10 protein-coding genes and 1 tRNA gene are annotated in these 17,066 nt (G+C 31.2%); 4 read left to right on the plus strand and 7 right to left on the minus strand.

The window, feature by feature from the left end:
* The first annotated feature begins 32 nt into the window (after nucleotides 1-32).
* Nucleotides 33-779, plus strand: coding sequence for a serine aminopeptidase domain-containing protein (locus ACTTBN_RS04980; RefSeq protein ID WP_440681296.1), 747 nt, complete (start codon nucleotides 33-35; stop codon nucleotides 777-779).
* On the opposite strand, the gene gltB is transcribed toward ACTTBN_RS04980, so the two are convergent.
* Entirely contained in the window at nucleotides 772-5,277 is a 4,506-nt protein-coding gene (gene gltB / locus ACTTBN_RS04985; RefSeq protein WP_440681297.1) for a glutamate synthase large subunit, read from the minus strand. The genes ACTTBN_RS04980 and gltB overlap by 8 nt on opposite strands.
* On the minus strand, nucleotides 5,277-6,716 hold the full coding sequence (locus tag ACTTBN_RS04990; protein ID WP_440681298.1) for an NAD(P)-dependent oxidoreductase: 1,440 nt from the start codon (nucleotides 6,714-6,716) through the stop codon (nucleotides 5,277-5,279). Before ACTTBN_RS04990 ends, gltB begins: the two co-directional genes overlap by 1 nt.
* Nucleotides 6,717-6,898: 182 nt before the next feature.
* Between ACTTBN_RS04990 and ACTTBN_RS04995 the strand changes: the two genes are divergently transcribed.
* Nucleotides 6,899-7,663 carry an undecaprenyl-diphosphate phosphatase gene (locus ACTTBN_RS04995; protein WP_440681299.1) on the plus strand — a complete coding sequence of 255 codons (765 nt, stop codon included), beginning with the start codon at nucleotides 6,899-6,901 and terminating at the stop codon, nucleotides 7,661-7,663.
* On the opposite strand, the gene ACTTBN_RS05000 is transcribed toward ACTTBN_RS04995, so the two are convergent.
* The 3 genes from ACTTBN_RS05000 to aceE are packed head-to-tail and all read right to left on the minus strand — an operon-like array spanning nucleotide 7,660 to nucleotide 12,863.
* The gene (locus ACTTBN_RS05000) at nucleotides 7,660-8,553 is read right to left on the minus strand and encodes a DMT family transporter (protein ID WP_440650654.1); all 894 of its coding nucleotides are present in this window, start codon (nucleotides 8,551-8,553) and stop codon (nucleotides 7,660-7,662) included. The two genes, ACTTBN_RS04995 and ACTTBN_RS05000, sit on opposite strands and share 4 nt — an antisense overlap.
* A 6-nt stretch (nucleotides 8,554-8,559) precedes the next feature.
* Complete coding sequence (locus tag ACTTBN_RS05005) at nucleotides 8,560-9,822, minus strand: 2-oxo acid dehydrogenase subunit E2 (protein WP_440681300.1); 1,263 nt, start codon at nucleotides 9,820-9,822, stop codon at nucleotides 8,560-8,562.
* Nucleotides 9,822-12,863 carry a pyruvate dehydrogenase (acetyl-transferring), homodimeric type gene (gene aceE, locus ACTTBN_RS05010; protein ID WP_440681301.1) on the minus strand — a complete coding sequence of 1,014 codons (3,042 nt, stop codon included), beginning with the start codon at nucleotides 12,861-12,863 and terminating at the stop codon, nucleotides 9,822-9,824. The genes ACTTBN_RS05005 and aceE overlap by 1 nt, the downstream gene beginning before the upstream one ends.
* A gap of 147 nt (nucleotides 12,864-13,010) precedes the next feature.
* Here aceE and ACTTBN_RS05015 point away from each other — a divergent pair.
* Both ACTTBN_RS05015 and ACTTBN_RS05020 read left to right on the plus strand, forming a co-directional pair.
* A tRNA-Arg gene (locus ACTTBN_RS05015) sits at nucleotides 13,011-13,087 on the plus strand.
* Nucleotides 13,088-13,203: 116 nt separating this feature from the next.
* Entirely contained in the window at nucleotides 13,204-13,629 is a 426-nt protein-coding gene (locus ACTTBN_RS05020; RefSeq protein WP_262590106.1) for a PaaI family thioesterase, read from the plus strand.
* A gap of 1 nt (nucleotide 13,630) precedes the next feature.
* Here ACTTBN_RS05020 and ACTTBN_RS05025 read toward each other — a convergent pair whose 3' ends face one another.
* The gene (locus tag ACTTBN_RS05025; protein WP_440681302.1) at nucleotides 13,631-15,952 is read right to left on the minus strand and encodes a TRAP transporter permease; all 2,322 of its coding nucleotides are present in this window, start codon (nucleotides 15,950-15,952) and stop codon (nucleotides 13,631-13,633) included.
* Between the two features lie 72 nt (nucleotides 15,953-16,024).
* On the minus strand, nucleotides 16,025-17,029 hold the full coding sequence (locus tag ACTTBN_RS05030; RefSeq protein WP_262590104.1) for a TAXI family TRAP transporter solute-binding subunit: 1,005 nt from the start codon (nucleotides 17,027-17,029) through the stop codon (nucleotides 16,025-16,027).
* Between the last annotated feature and the right edge of the window lie 37 nt (nucleotides 17,030-17,066).

Raw genomic sequence — 17,066 nt, forward strand, 5'->3', positions numbered from 1 at the left:
TATATATTAATTACCAATTCTTATAAACGATTATGGCAAATTTCAGATTCCACAAAATTTCAAAGACTAAGAAAATTAGACATATTTGCAAAATTTATAAAAATTCCCCATTCATAGTTTTCTTACATGGATTTATGTCAGATCTTGAAGGAAAAAAGCCAGAGGCTTTTTTAAAATTTTCAAAAAAAAATAAAATAAGTTTTCTTGCTTTAGAGTATTCAGGTCATGGAAAATCTACAGGTAAATTCACTAATGGAAATATTTCAAAGTGGAGTAAAGAAACTTCTACGTTAATAAATAAATATATAAAAAATAATAATTTTTATGTCATTGGTTCAAGTATGGGCGCTTGGATTGCTTTAAGACAATTCGAAGTATTTAAAAAACAAATTATGGGATTTTTAGGTATAGGGTCGGCACCTGAGTTTTTAGAAAATTTGATGTGGAAAAAATTCTCCAAAAAAATAAAGCAAGAAACAATCCAAAAAGGTATATATCACCTAAAACATGGAAATTATGAATATCCAATCACTTATCAGCTTATAAAAGATGGAAGAAAAAATAGAGTATTAAATAAAAAAATAAATTCAAAAATTAATGTTACCATGGTTCATGGTGAATATGATGAAGCTGTGCCGGTAAGTTATTCTAGAAAAGTTTTAAAACTATTTCCAAAAGCAAAAAAGAAATTGATCATCGTAAAAAAAGGTGACCATAGCTTATCAAATAAGAGATGGCTTAATATAATTTTAAAAGAATTAAAATTATTAATTAACTAACTTCTTTTATAACTTTTTTTAAACTGATAGGGTTTTTAAGTTTATCCAACATTTCTTTAGGACAAACCTGAATGAAATTATTAATTTCATTATCATAATTTTCAATTATTTCTTTAGATAACAAAGATCCTGTCTCTTCATGGTGTTCTTTGATTAAATTTTTTAAACTTTCTTTCCAATAATCTGTTTCAACATTCTGCCAAACTACTGACTCTGGGTTTACTTTTTTTTCAAATTCTTGTGATTTGTCATAGATATATGCCATACCACCTGTCATACCAGCAGCAAAGTTATCTCCAACATCTCCAAGAATTACTACAGTTCCACCAGTCATATACTCACAACCATTCGAGTCACATCCCTCAATAACTGTAACTGCACCTGAATTTCTTACAGAGAATCTTTCACCAGCTTGACCAGCTGCAAAAAGTTTTCCAGATGTTGCTCCGTATAGAACTGTATTTCCTAAGATAGTATTTTCATTTGAAACTAAGTTACTTTCCTCTGGTAGTCTTATAGAAATTGTAGCTCCTGAAAGACCTTTACCGACATAATCATTTGCATCGCCTTTTAATACCAACTTCAAACCTTTGGATGAAAAGGCTCCAAAAGATTGGCCAGCTGACCCTTTAAAATTTAATACTAAAAAATCATCATCAAGTTTTTCATAGCCGTATTTTTTATATAAATGATGAGAAATTCTTGTCCCAACTGCTCTGTGAGTATTTTTAATTAAATATTCTTTTTCAATTTTTTCAGAACTATCTAAAGCTTTTTCAATCTCAGGCCATATTTCTTGGTCTAGAGTATCTGGCACCGAATTAATTTTTTGGTTTTCACAATATCTAGTATTGTTCCCAGTATCTGCTTGAACAAATAAAGGATTTAAATCTAAATCATCTAAATTATCTGAACCCTTGCTAACTTGTCTAAGTAAGTCAGTTCTGCCAATAATATCATTTAATGATTTAAAACCTAATCTAGCTAAAATTTCTCTAACTTCAGTTGCTATAAACGTAAATAGATTAACAACCTTATCTGGTGTTCCAGTAAATTTTTCTCTTAATTTTTCATCTTGAGTACAAACACCAACAGGGCATGTATTCGAATGACATTGTCTTACCATTATGCATCCCATTGCAACTAATGCAGTTGTTGCAACTCCATACTCTTCTGCTCCCATCATAGCAGCTATAACAACATCTCTACCTGTTTTAATTCCCCCGTCAGTTCTAAGTGTAACTGTATGTCTAAGATTATTTAATGTTAAAACCTGATTAGCCTCTGTTAATCCCATCTCCCACGGTATACCTACGTATTTTACACTTGTTTGCGGAGTAGCTCCAGTTCCACCGTTATGTCCTGAAATTAATATTATATCTGCTTTTGCTTTGGCAACTCCTGCAGCAATAGTCCCAACTCCTGAGGATGCAACTAGTTTTACTCCAATTCTTGCTTTTGGATTAATCTGTTTTAAATCATAAATAAGCTGCGCAAGATCCTCAATCGAATAAATATCATGGTGTGGTGGAGGAGAAATTAGCGTTACACCAGGTGTTGAGTGTCTTAACTTTGCTATTTCATCAGTAACTTTGAAACCTGGGAGTTGTCCACCTTCTCCTGGCTTTGCACCTTGTGCAATTTTTATTTCAATCTCATTGCAATTGTTTAAATAATTAACTGTTACACCAAATCTTGCTGAAGCTATTTGTTTTACTCTTGAGTTTGCACTATCTCCATTATCTAACACTTTAAATCTTTTTTGATCTTCACCGCCTTCACCACTACAAGAAGCACCTTTAATTCTATTCATGCCTGTAGCCAAAGTTTCATGTGCCTCTTTAGATAAAGCGCCATGAGACATGCTTCCACTTCCAAATCTTTTTAAAATATTTTCTATTGGTTCTACTTCTGAAATATCTATAGCTCCCTTTAATTTTTTTTCTCTAAAATCAATTAAGTCCCTTAAATTTATTGGTGGTAAATTATAAATACCCTCTGCATATCTTTTATAAGCGTCATAAGAATTAGAACCAACTGCACTTTGAAGTAAATGTATAAGTTTGCCTTGATATTGGTGTGTTTCTCCATTTTTTCTATATCTATAAATCCCTCCAATAGGAAGAATTGTATCAGTGCTTTCAAATGCTTCTTTATGAATTGCTCTTATTTTTTTTTCGATTCCAGTAAGTCCAATACCAGAAATTTTAGACACAACTCCTGGAAAATAATCTGAAACAATAGTTCTGCTTAATCCAACAGTCTCAAAATTGCATCCACCTCTGTAAGAACTTAAAACAGAGATACCCATCTTAGACATAATTTTTAATAAACCTGCATTGACAGATTTAATGTATCTTTCAACACATTCTTCAAAGCTAAACTTTCCAAATAATTTTTTTTCAAATCTTTGATATAAACTGTCGAACGCCAAATAAGGATTTACTGTTGTTGCTCCAACACCAATTAAAGTTGCAAAAGAGTGTGTATCTAATGCTTCTCCAGATTGGACATTGATTGACACATAGCCTCTTAATTTTTTCTCAATTAAAAAAGAGTTAATTGCACCAACTGCAAGCAGCATTGGAATTGGAAGTTTTGAAATTGATAAATCTTTATCGCTAAGAATTAATTGTGTAACACCCTGTCTAACAGCAATTTCTGCATCTTTTTGAATTTTTTTAATAGCTTCGTACAAACTGTTACTTTCTTCAAAAGTACAATCAATTATTGTTGAATTATTTCCAAAAAAATTGATGAATTTTTCAAACTGAGAATTAGATAAAATTGGGCTATTAAGAACATAAATATTCTGTTTTGTTAAATTATCAAAATCTAGAATATTGCCTAGATTTCCAAATCTTGTTTTTAAACTCATCACTTTGTTTTCTCTTAAAGAGTCTATTGGTGGATTTGTAACTTGGCTAAAATTTTGTCTAAAAAAATGATAAAGAGGTCTATATTTATCTGATAGCACAGCTAAAGGGGTGTCATCGCCCATAGATCCTGTAGCCTCTTTTGCATCCTCAGCCATAGGGTGTAAAATTAATTCAAGATCCTCTAAACTAATTCCAAAAGTATATTGTCTTCTTCTTAAATCATCCCCTGAAAAAGAATTTTTTTCATCTTCAATCGTTAGTTTGTCATCTAAATCAATAATTTGTGAATTAAAATGTTTATACTCTTTTGCTAAGTAATCCTTAATTTGTTTATTAGTAAATACTTTACCTTTTTCGATTCTTACTCCTATAATTTCTCCAGGACCTAATCTTCCTTTTGATAAAATTCTTTTTTCATTTAGCTCGATCATCCCAGTTTCCGAGCCTGCAAACAATAACTTATCCTTTGTGATTGCATATCTTAAAGGTCTTAATCCGTTTCTATCATTTGCTGCAATAACCCACTCATTGTCAGTTCCAGCTATAGCGGCAGGTCCATCCCAAGGTTCCATTGTGCTATTTAAAAAATTAAATAATTGCTGGTGATCTTTTGGCAAAGTCTTATTTTTCTTAGACCATGCGTCAGGAACTAACATTAGTTTAGCTAATGGTGCAGGTTGACCTGAAATATTTAATAATTCGAAAACATTATCTAAAGCTGCAGAATCTGAGGCTCCTTGTTGAATAACTGGCTTAAGATTTTCTATATCATCAAATAATGGACTATTCATTTCTTGCTCATGAACTTTCATCCAATTTTTATTTCCTCTATAAGTGTTAATTTCTCCATTATGTGCAATTGCTCTAAATGGTTGGGCAAGATTCCAACTTGGAGCTGTATTGGTTGAAAACCGCTGATGAAATATTGCGTATCTTGATACAAATCTTTCATCATTTAAATCTAGATAAAATTCTGAAATTGCTTCGGCTAAAAACATTCCTTTGTAAATAATTGACTTTGAACTTAACGAACAAATATAAAAATTATTTAATGATTTTTTGAAAGCTTCGTTTTCGATTTTTCTTCTTGTCTCATAAATTTTTCTCTCCAAATCTTTATTTATAAGTTCTTTATTATGAGGTTTGAAAAGTACCTGAATAATTTCAGGCATAGTTTGAAAAGCTTTTTCACCTAAAACCTTTGGGTTAACAGGAACTTGTCTCCAGCCATAAATACTAAAATCATTTTTCGTTAATTCGCTTTCAACAATTGTTTTACAGCTCTCTTGTGCTGCATAGTCATTACGTGGAAGAAAAATCATTCCTACGCAGATTTCAGAATTATCGTGTATGTGTCCAGTAACCTCAATTTTTTCAATAAAAAAATCTTTTGGAATTTCTACGTGAATTCCAGCTCCATCTCCTGTTTTTCCATCAGCATCTACTGCACCCCTATGCCAAACAGCTTTTAAAGCTTCAATTCCATACTCAACCACATTCCTGGATTTTTTTCCCTCTGTTGAAGCTATTAAACCTACCCCACAAGCATCATGCTCCATATCTTCAGAATAGACATTGTTTTTCTTAAGTAGATCAAAGTTTTTTTTATAAGTTTTCATTAAGCAACTTTTTTCTCATTTTTGGATTTTGTTTCTAAATAATTTTTTATGGAATCTGCTGCGTCTCTCCCATCTTTAATTGCCCAAACAACTAATGAAGCTCCTCTAACAATATCCCCAGCAGCAAAAACACCGCTTAGATTAGTTTCCATAGTATCAAAATCTGTTTTTATTGTTCCCCATTTTGTAACTTGAAGTTCGTGGCTATCAAATAAATTAGGTAAATCCTCTGGATCAAATCCAAGAGCTTTAATAACCATATCTGCTTTTATTTCATAACTTGATCCTTCTTGTACTTCAGGTCTTCTTCTACCAGTTTCATCTGGTTCACCTAACTTTATTTGATCTACAATTAAATTTTCTACCTTATTAGTTCCTTTAAATTCTTTGGGACTAGATAACCATACAAATTCAACACCCTCTTCTTCAGCATTTGCAACTTCTCTTGCTGAACCAGGCATATTTTCTTTATCTCTTCTGTATAAGCATTTTACTGATTTTGCTTTTTGTCTTACTGAAGTTCTCACACAATCCATTGCTGTATCACCTCCGCCAATTACAACAACATCTTTTCCCTCAGCATTTAGAATTCCCTTGTCAAATAATTCAACGTCATCGCCCAATCCTTTTTTATTTGATGCTGTAAGAAAATCCATCGCTGGAAAAATATTATCTAAATCATTACCTGGTAAATTAACTTCTCTTGCTTTGTAAACTCCTGTTGCAATTAATACTGCATCATGTTTTTTTCTTAATTGCTCTAAGCTTGCATCCTTTCCAACTTCAAAATTTTGTATAAATTCTATTCCACCATCTTTTAAAAGCTTTGTTCGTCTTTCAACTATTTCTTTTTCTAATTTAAAATTTGGAATTCCATATATTAACAATCCTCCAGCTCTATCATAACGATCGTAAACTGTAATTTTATATCCATTTTTTCTCAACTGTTCTGCCGCCGCTAATCCAGCAGGACCAGCTCCTATAATTCCAACACTTTGATTTTTTTCATTTGTAACTTCAATTGGTTTAACCCATCCTTGTTCCCAGGCGTTATCTGTTATATATTTTTCAACAGATCCAATTGTAACTGTTCCATGACCAGACTGTTCAATTACACAATTCCCCTCGCATAATCTATCTTGTGGACAGATTCTTCCACAAACCTCAGGCATATTATTAGTGCTTTGGGAAAGCTCGTATGCTTCTTTTAATCTTCCCTCTGCAGTTAACTTTAGCCAGTCAGGAATATTGTTACTTAAAGGACAATGAACCTGACAGAAAGGAACTCCACACTGTGAACATCTACTTGATTGTTCTTTAGCTTTTTCATTGATATATTCGTCATATATCTCGTTAAAATCCTTTTTTCTTTGATCAACTTCCCTTTTAGGTGGAGTTTGCTGACCTATTTTTACGAATTTTAACATTTTGTCAGTCATAAAAAATATAATTTTCGGCAAATTATATAATGATTTTATTAAATAAAGCATTAAATAGGTCATATTTATTGACCTTTAATCTCTCATTTTTGTTATAAACAAACAGGTTTCTAATAAATGCATAGCTACTATGATCAAATCGTATTGTTTGAAATATAAGCTTTATAAGCTACGAAGAAATTATGTTTCAGAATATTATAGAAGTTTTAATCCTTTCGGCAATTCAAGGGATCTCAGAATTTCTTCCAATAAGTTCTTCTGCACATTTAATTTTAGTTTCAAGTTTGTATGAATTTAAATCTAGCTCATTACTAATTGATATTAGCCTTCATCTAGGATCTCTTGTTGCAATAGTATATTATTTCAGAGAAGAGTTATTAAACATTAATAAAAATAAAAGACTAATAAGTTTAATTATTATTGGATCTATTCCATTAATAATCTTTGGATATATTTTATACACTACGGGGCTAATTTATAGTTTACGAAACATTGAAACTATTGCATGGACAACTTTAATATTTGCAATTGTTTTATACATTTCTGATAAAAGTCGTTTTGATAATAAAATTTCTACAAATTTAAACATTCAATCAATTCTATTTATAGGAGTAATGCAAATTTTATCATTGATACCTGGAGTAAGCAGAGCAGGTATTACAATAACAGCTGCAAGGATTTTAAGATTTAATAGAGTGGATTCGAGTAAAATATCTTTTTTGCTATCTATCCCAGCATTAACTGGTGCAAGTATACTTGGTTTAAAAGATATTTTTAATCAACCAACGGAATTTAATTACTTGGTAATAATTGCAATTATATTTTCTTTTATTTTTTCTTTTTTAACAGTTAAATATTTTTTAATTTTTATAAATAAGTTTTCTATGAACGCATTTGTAATTTATAGAATAATAATTGCTTTTGTATTGTTTAGTTTAATTTATTAAATTTTTTTTCTTTTTATAAGCGGGAGTAATTGTGATAATAAAACTCCACACAAAATGAAAAAACATCCAAGTATATTATTTATATCTAATACTTGATTTAAAATAAACCATGCAGCTACAGTTGCAAATACGCCCTCAAGGGAGAAAATAATTGCTGCTGGTGCAGGTGTAATATTTTTTTGTGCATAAATCTGTAATACAAATGCAAATCCTCCAGATAATATTCCAGCATATAATATAGAATACATTTCCATTAGAATGTTGTTCCAAACAAATTCTTCGTAAAGAATTCCAATGAAAAAAGACAAAATAGCTACGATTAAAGTTTGAATTGCTCCAATTGTAAGTGGAAGATTGTATTTAGAAATAATAATTCCAGTAAATATAATATGTGTGCTCCAAAATAAAGCTCCTAGTACAACCAAAGTATCTCCCAGCCTAACTGTTGCATCGTAAAAATTTGTTAATAAATATCCTCCAATTAAACACAAAATTACTGAAGGCCAAACACTCCAATGAATTGATTTTTTTCCAAACAAATAAATTATGATAGGCACCATAGGTACATAAAAGATCGTAAAAAAGGCTGCATTTGCAACATCTGTATAGAGCAAAGCAACCTGTTGTAATGCAGAACCTAAAAATAAGGACAATCCTATTAAAGACACATAAATTACAAATGTTTTTTTATCTGTTTTTAATTCTGGTTTAAAATTTTTTAATTCAAATAAAATTACGAGTGGGGTAATAGCTAAAAAACCAACAAAAAATCTAACAGCATTAAATGTAAAAGGACCAATATTGTCCATGCCAGTGTCTTGAGCAATAAAAGTTGTGCCCCATATAAAAGTGCATAACAAAGCACTTAATAGGGAAATAGGCTTAGACATTTTTGATTATACAGCTAGCTTATAAGCAAAATTTTTGCCTAAGTTTTCTTTAAGATCATTGTTAAATCTTGCTGCCTCAGCTCCATCAATAATTCTATGATCATAAGACAAAGAAATCGGTAGCATTGTTCTAGTTTGAAACTTTCCATTTATATAAATTTGTTTTTTCTCTGATCTACCTACTCCTAAAATTGCTACTTCAGGATAATTTATTATTGGTGTAAAAAATGATCCACCTATTCCACCCAAACTAGTAATAGTCATTGAACCACCAAATAATTCTTTTTTATCTATTTTTAAATTTCTACAAAGCTCACTTACCTCTCTCAACTCTCTACTAATATGAGAAATTTTTTTATTATTAGCATTTCTAATTTTTGGAACCATTAGTCCATTTGGAGTGTCTACAGCTATACCTATATGGTAATATTTTTTCATTGTCATTTTACCTGTTTCAATTTCATCAATTGAAGAATTAAAACTTGGAAATTTTTTTAATGAAGCAACTAAAGCTTTTACAATAAATGCTAAAGGAGTAATTTTAATTTTTTCTCCCGTATAAATATCAGTCAAAGAATTTCTGAAGCTTTCCATTTCTGTAATATCAGCCTCATCATGATTTGTAACATGAGGTATGGTGGTCCATGAATTTGTTAAATACTTTGATGATAATTTTTTTACTCTTGGTATATCTTTGGTCTCTATTTCACCAAAATCTGAATGCTCAAATTCATTTTTGATTTTGCTTGGTTTTTTTTCCTCAACAAACTCAGTGTTATTGTTTGATCTTAATGCTACAAATTTTTTGATATCTTCTTCAACAACTCTTCCATCTCTCTCACTTCCTAAAACTTTATTTATATCTACACCGAGTTCTCTAGCAAATTTTCTAGCTTTTGGGCTTGCTGATGAAATATTAGATACATTATTTAAAACTTTAGTTTCTTGTTGAACTTCAGGTTTTATTACTTCAATTTTTTTAAATTCTTTTTCTATTATTGGCTTCTGTTCAACTTTTTGATTTATCTGTGATGACTTTTCTAAAGTTAAAATTAAATCTCCTTCAGATACTTTATCTCCAACTTTTATATTTAAGTTAGAAATTTTACCTTCAAAACTAGATGGTATTTCTACGCTAGACTTATCACTTTCTATTGTAATTATAGGGTCATTTTTTTTAATTGATTGGCCTTTTTTTACTAATACCTCAATAACCTCAACATCTTTAAAATCTCCTATATTTGGTACCTTAATTTCAATATCTGACATTATAATTTTGTTGGCATAGGTTTATCGCCATCAATTTTGTATTTTTTCATAGCATCTTTCGCATATTTTGAAGCTATCAATTGTTCTTTTGCTAAAATGCTTAATCCATAAGCTACTAAATGTTCTTTATCTACCTCAAAGAATTTTCTTAAATTTTTTCTAGTATCACTTCTTCCAAAACCATCAGCACCTAGAGAATAAAAGCTCTTATTGTTTGTGTAAGGTCTTATTTGATCAGAATTCATTCTCATATAATCAGATGCTGCCATAATTGGTCCTTCAGTACTTCCAAGACATTGCTCTACATATGATTTTTTAGGAGTTTTGTCCGGATTTAGAAGGTTATATCTTTCAGCTTCCATCCCATCTTTTCTTAACTCATTAAAACTTGTAACACTCCATATTTCACTATCAATTTGATAATCGTTTTGTAAAATTTCAGCTGCTGACATCATCTCTCTTAATATCGTTCCTGAGCCTAAAAGTTGAAGTTTTGTTTTTTTATATTTGTTAAATTCCTTTATCTTATACATTCCTTTAAGAATTCCCTCTTCACAATTTTTATCCTTAGGCATTTCAGGATGTGAATAATTTTCGTTCATTGTTGTAATATAATAAAAAACATTTTCTTTCTTCTCATGCATTCTTCTTAGACCCTCTCTAAAAATAGTTGCTAATTCATAGTGAAATGTAGGATCATAAGTTACACAATTAGGAATTGTTGATGCAATCAAATGACTATGTCCATCTTGATGTTGTAATCCTTCACCTGCTAATGTTGTTCTTCCGGCTGTTGCACCAACTAAAAAACCTCTAGCTTGGCTATCACCAGCAGCCCAAGCTAAATCTCCAATTCTTTGAAATCCAAACATAGAATAAAAAATGTATATTGGAATCATTTCAATATCATGATTTGTATAAGCAGTTGCAGCTGCTATCCAAGAAGACATCGCTCCTGCCTCATTAATTCCTTCCTCAAGCACCTGTCCACTTTTATCTTCTCTATAAGAACTTAGTTGCGCAGCATCCTCGGGCTCATATTTCTGTCCTTCATGAGCGTATATTCCAATTTTTTGAAAAAATCCTTCCATACCAAATGTTCTTGCTTCATCTGGGATAATTGGAACTAATCTAGGTGAAATATTTTTATCTCTTAACAAATTAGTTAACATTCTTACGAGCGCCATTGTGGTAGACATTTCTTTTTCACCAGTTGAAACTTTCATAAAATCAAAAATATCTTTTGATGGTGCTTTAATAGGTTTTGCAAAAGTTGATCTCTCTGGTAAATAACCTCCCAGTTTAAGCCTTCTTTCTTTTATGTATCTAATCTCTGGAGATTTCTCATCAGGCCTAAAGTATTCTATGTTCCTAACTTGTTCATCAGTTAGAGGAACGTCAAAACGATCTCTATAATACATAAGATCATCCACATCTAATTTTTTAGTTTGGTGAGTAGTGTTTACACTTTCACCTGTTTTTCCCATTCCATATCCCTTGATTGTTTTTGCAATAATAACTGTTGGACTTCCTTGGTTTTTAATTGCTTTATCATAAGCTGCATATACCTTATGGGGGTCGTGCCCTCCTCGATTTAATCTCCAAATATCTTTATCTGACATAGATGAAACCATCTCCAAAGTATCTGGATTTTTTCCAAAAAACTTTTCTCGTACATATGCACCATCTCTTGCTTTCATAGCTTGGTATTCACCATCTACAGTTTCGTTCATAATTTTTACTAATTGACCAGTTTTGTCATTAGCTAATAATGAGTCCCAATATGAACCCCAAATAACTTTTATTACATTCCATCCAGCACCTCTGAAGCTACCTTCAAGTTCTTGTATAATTTTTCCATTTCCTCTTACAGGTCCATCAAGTCTTTGGAGATTACAATTAATTACAAAAATTAAATTATCTAGTTTTTCTCTAGCTGCTAATCCAATTGCACCCATAGATTCTGGTTCATCCATTTCACCATCTCCTAAAAAAGCCCAGACCTTTCGTCCCTCATCTTTAATCAATCCTCTATTGATTAAATATTTCATGTATCTTGCTTGATAAATTGCAAGCATTGGTCCTAACCCCATCGAAACAGTCGGAAATTGCCAAAAATTTGGCATTAGCCAAGGGTGAGGGTATGAAGATAATCCTCCAGGTTTTACTTCCTGTCTAAAACTATCTAGTTGTTTCTCAGTTAATCTACCCTCTAAAAATGCTCTAGCATACATTCCAGGTGCACTGTGTCCTTGGAAATATACTAGATCACCTCCAAATTTATTGTTTTTTGCTCTCCAAAAATGATTCATTCCAACATCATATAAAGTTGCAGCAGATGCAAAGGTTCCTATGTGTCCACCTAATTCTGGAAATTTTTTGTTAGCTCTTACTACCATTGCAGCTGCATTCCATCTGATCAGAGATCTTATTCTTCTCTCAATATTTTGGTCTCCATTTGATTTTATTTCAGCCTCAGGAGGAATGGTATTTATATACGGAGTATTTTGGGTGTAAGGAATATTTGCTCCTTCACGATAGGCTTTGTTAATTAATTCCTTAATTAAAAAATGAGCTCTTTGATTTCCATCTTTTGAAATTACTGCAGATAAAGACTCTAGCCAATCTTGAGTTTCTGAAGGATCTGTGTCTAATCCATTTGTAACTTGAATTATAGATTGTTTTTTTTCTTTAGCTGGCTCAGGAACATTCACCAGCTCCTCTTTATTTACAGCCATAGCTTCCTCAGCTTGTTTAATAATATTTTCTGTATCTTTAGGAAGATTGCTTTCTGAGAGACTTTTGGTTGAATTGCTTAAACTTAAAAGTAAATCACCTTTTGAAACTTTGTCACCTACTTTGACATTAATAGTATCAATTTTTCCTGAAATATTTGATGGAATTTCAACACTAGATTTATCACTTTCAATTGTGACTATTGGATCATTTTCCTTGATTGTGTCTCCTGGCTTTACAAGTAATTCTATTACCTCAACATTCTCAAAATCACCAATGTCAGGAACAAGTAGTTTTTCGCTCATTATTAAAAAGGCTTATACACTCAAATAAAATATATTTTTATGTTATTTTATCACATTAATTAATCTTTTTATGCAAAGCTGTGTTTTAATTGAACAAAATTTGTTAATAAAACCATAAAATACAGTATCTTTAATAAAATTAATATTGGACCGCTGGCCAAATTGGATAAGGCGCTCGGCTACGAACCGGGAGATTCCAGATTCGAGTTCTGGGCGGTCCACCAAAAAGGATAAAAATGATTGATTGGTTATTAAAAGCTTCTTTACAAAAATCAGTAATTTACTTTTTTATAATAATTACATTGTTATTATTGCTATTAACAATTGTATTGTAAATTTTATGAGTAATGAGTTTGAACAAATAAGTTTAACCCAAGGGTTCATGAAACATAATGGAGGTGTTTTGTTTAGAAACATCTCTGAAACTGAATATGAATTTAAATCTACTATAAATGAAAATCACTTAAATGCTGCAGGAATAACTCATGGAGGCTATCTATCAGCATTAATAGATGCTGGTGCCGGAACCGCAGCTCACAGATCTGCTGGTAATGCTCCATGTGTAACTATTTCGTTAGATATTAAATTTATTGGTGCCTCAAAAGTTGGTGATGAAGTTATTGGGCACACAAAAATATTAAAAAAAACAAATACATTAATATTTTTATTTTGTGAGCTAAAATGTAACAATAAAATTATAACATCAGCAACTGGAGTTTGGAAAATTTTAAAAGTTAAACCTTCAAACTTAGGTCCAGGTGGTTAATTCATTCCTTTCTTCTGATATTAAAATATCCACAAATAACTAATAAAATTAAAGCAATTGGATAAACTATATTTTTCGATGGTCTATCAGAATTTTCAATTTTGAATTCACTGATATAATCTCCCATTTCAAAACCATTTTTTTTTGCTTCTCCATTCCATTTTAAATTATCAACTATTATTTTTTCATCCTGCTCTAATAAAGTAATCCCATAATCCTCTAGAGTAAAATGATCCTCAAATGTATTTTTCGATATTACAAAAAGTTTATATCTTTCTCCATATAAACTAGGTCTTGTTATTTTAATTTGAATTTCTTTTTCTGAATCTAATTTTAATGAATTTATTTTACTAATTTCTTCATAATTATATTTTGGATAAAATTTATTTAAAACAAAATCTGGAGACAACAAAGAAATAGAAATAATTAAAAAAATAATAATCTCATACCATTTAAGCTTATTTATAAACCAACCTTGAGTTGCTGATGTAAAAACTAAAATTCCAATTAGTGAAGTTATAATAACAATAAGCCCATGCCAGATATCCTCAATACCAATAAGTAAAAGTTCATGATTAAACAAAAAGACTATTGGTAATATTCCTGTTCTTAAACTATACCAGAAGGCTTGAACACCAGTTCTCAATGGATCTCCTCCAGATATTCCCGCAGCTGCATAAGAAGCTAAACCTACTGGTGGCGTTACATCTGCCATCAATCCAAAATAAAAAACAAATAAATGGACTGCAATCAATGGAAAAATAAATCCAGATGCATTACCAACATCAACTAAAACAGTTGCCATCAAAGATGCAACAACAACATAATTTGCAGTGGTTGGTAAACCCATTCCTAACAATAAACACAAAATTATAGTTAAAAATAATAGTATTGTGACATTATCTTTAGCAATAGATTCGATAACAATAATTAAGTTTGTACTTAAGCCTGTTGAGCCAACTGCACCTACTATGATACCAGCTGTAGCAATTGCAATGCCAACTGCAACCATATTTAATGCTCCTTTTTCAAAACCAACGATTGTTTGATTAAACCATTCTTTAAAAGAATCTTTAGAATAATTATTTTTAATTATTAAGTTGATTAGATTTACTAAAATTAAAGTAATTGTTGCATAAAAAATTGAATACGAGGCAGTAAACCTTAAATAAACAAGAGTATAAATTAAAACAAAAATAGGAATTAAAAAGTGAATTCCAGATAAAAATGTTTTTTTCAAATTAGGAACGTCCGCATCGTCCATTCCTTTAAGATTTAATTTTAAAGCTTCTAGGTGAGATATATAAAATAGAGCAATATAGGAAATAATTGCAGGTAAAAAAGCATGTTTAACTATTTCAAAATAAGTAACTCCAATAAAACTTGCCATTACAAATGCTGCGGCACCCATCACAGGCGGCATTATTTGTCCATTTACAGATGATGAAACCTCAATTGCACCTGCCTTTTCTTTAGAGAAACCTGTTTTTTTCATTATTGGAATAGTAAATGTTCCAGTAGTTACGGTATTAGCAATTGATGATCCTGAAATTAAGCCAGTCATTCCTGAACCTAGAATTGCGGCTTTGGCTGGTCCACCTCTCATTTTACCAACCATCGCAAAGGCTAAATCTAAAAAATATTTACCACCACCTGCCGTTTCAAGTAAGGCTCCAAATAAAACGAACAGAAAAATAAAATCTACGGAAACCCCAATAGGGATTCCAAATATTGCTTCTTGATCCAACCATTGAAATCCTACCAATCTATTTAAAGACAAGCCTCCATGAGAAATTATTTCTGGTGCATACCTACCAAAATATGAAAATAATAAAAAACAAGTTGCAATGATTACCAAAGGTAATCCAATTGCTCTTCTTGTGGCCTCTAAAAGAATTAAAATACCACATCCTCCTAAAATTAATTCTACTGGAAAATTGAATGTATCAGTGATTTTGAAACTTAAAAGGACACCGCCCCTCTCTACTAATTGATCATAAAAAAAATAAATATAGAGACAAGAAAAAGCACCCACAAAACTTATAATAATATCAAAAAATGAAATTTTTTTTCCTTTTGTTACTGGGTAGATTAAAAATGCTAAAGTTAATGCAAATCCTAAATGTATTGCTCTAGCCGGTAAACCTTTGAACATTCCTATATTCAACATAAATGGAAATGGTGATGCGTACCAAAGTTGAAATAAGGACCAAATGATAGCTATTGCAGATACTAACTTTAAATGAAATCCAGTAATGTTTCTAGTTGGTGATAAATCCTCGCTTATTTTATTTTTTATATTGGCGCTAATTGAATCACTCATAAGAAATATTCATACCATAAAAAAAAGGCCCGGTAAAAATTACCAGGCCTTTTAAAAAGTAAAAAACTTAGATTACATTAATCCAGCTTCTTTATAATATTTAATTGCACCAGGATGTAGTGGAGCAGATAAACCATCTTTAATCATGTTTTTCTTTTCCAAAAATCCAAATGCTGGATGTTGTTTTTTGAAATCATCAAAGTTTTCAAAAACTGCTTTTGTAACTAAGTACACTAATTCTTCAGAAACATCTGCCGAAGTTACCACAGTTGCTTTAACACCAAATGTAGTAGCATCTTTTTTCTGTTTTGTATAAGTGCCTTTAGGAATTACAGCCTGCGCATAATAATCAGCACCATCAATTAAGCCTTGAACTTCTGGTCCAGTCAAATTGATTGGAGATGCTTTAGCGGCACAAGTTGCTGCTTGTTCCATTGCACCGTTTGGAAATCCAACCGAATAACCAAATGCATCAATTTTACCATCACATAAAGCTTTCACTTGCTCTGAAGAAGTTAACTCTGTTGTTGATTTAAAGAAACTATTATCAACACCCATAGCTTTCATTAGCTCTTCCATAGTTCCTCTCTGACCAGAACCAGGGTTACCAATGTTTACTACTTTACCTTCTAAGTCTGCAAAATCTTTAATTCTTGCTTTTTTTCTAGCCCAAATTTGAAAAGGTTCGTTGTGAACTGAAAACACAGCTCTCAAATCACTAAACTGTTTTCCTTCCCATTTGCTTGAACCATTTACTGCGTGATATTGCCAGTCAGATTGAGCTACACCAAATTGAAATTCTCCAGCTGCTATTTGTCCAATATTGTAGTTTGAACCACCTGTCGATGGAGCAGTACATCTATACGCTTTAGCTGTACCTTTTTTTCTACCATGCTCAGCACTAATTGCTGATTTATGAAGCATTTTACATATAGCGTTACCTGTTTGGAAATATACTCCAGTAGGTCCACCAGTTCCTATCGTGAAGAACTCAGCTGATTTAGCAACTGTAGTTAAGGACAGTGATGCAAATAAAATCAGTAAAGCACTTGATAGGGATGTGATTATTTTTTTCATTATTTTTCCCTCTCTATAATTGTATGTCGTTATTTTT

This window comes from Candidatus Pelagibacter sp. HIMB1623, from assembly GCF_052047695.1.
GTDB lineage: Bacteria > Pseudomonadota > Alphaproteobacteria > Pelagibacterales > Pelagibacteraceae > Pelagibacter.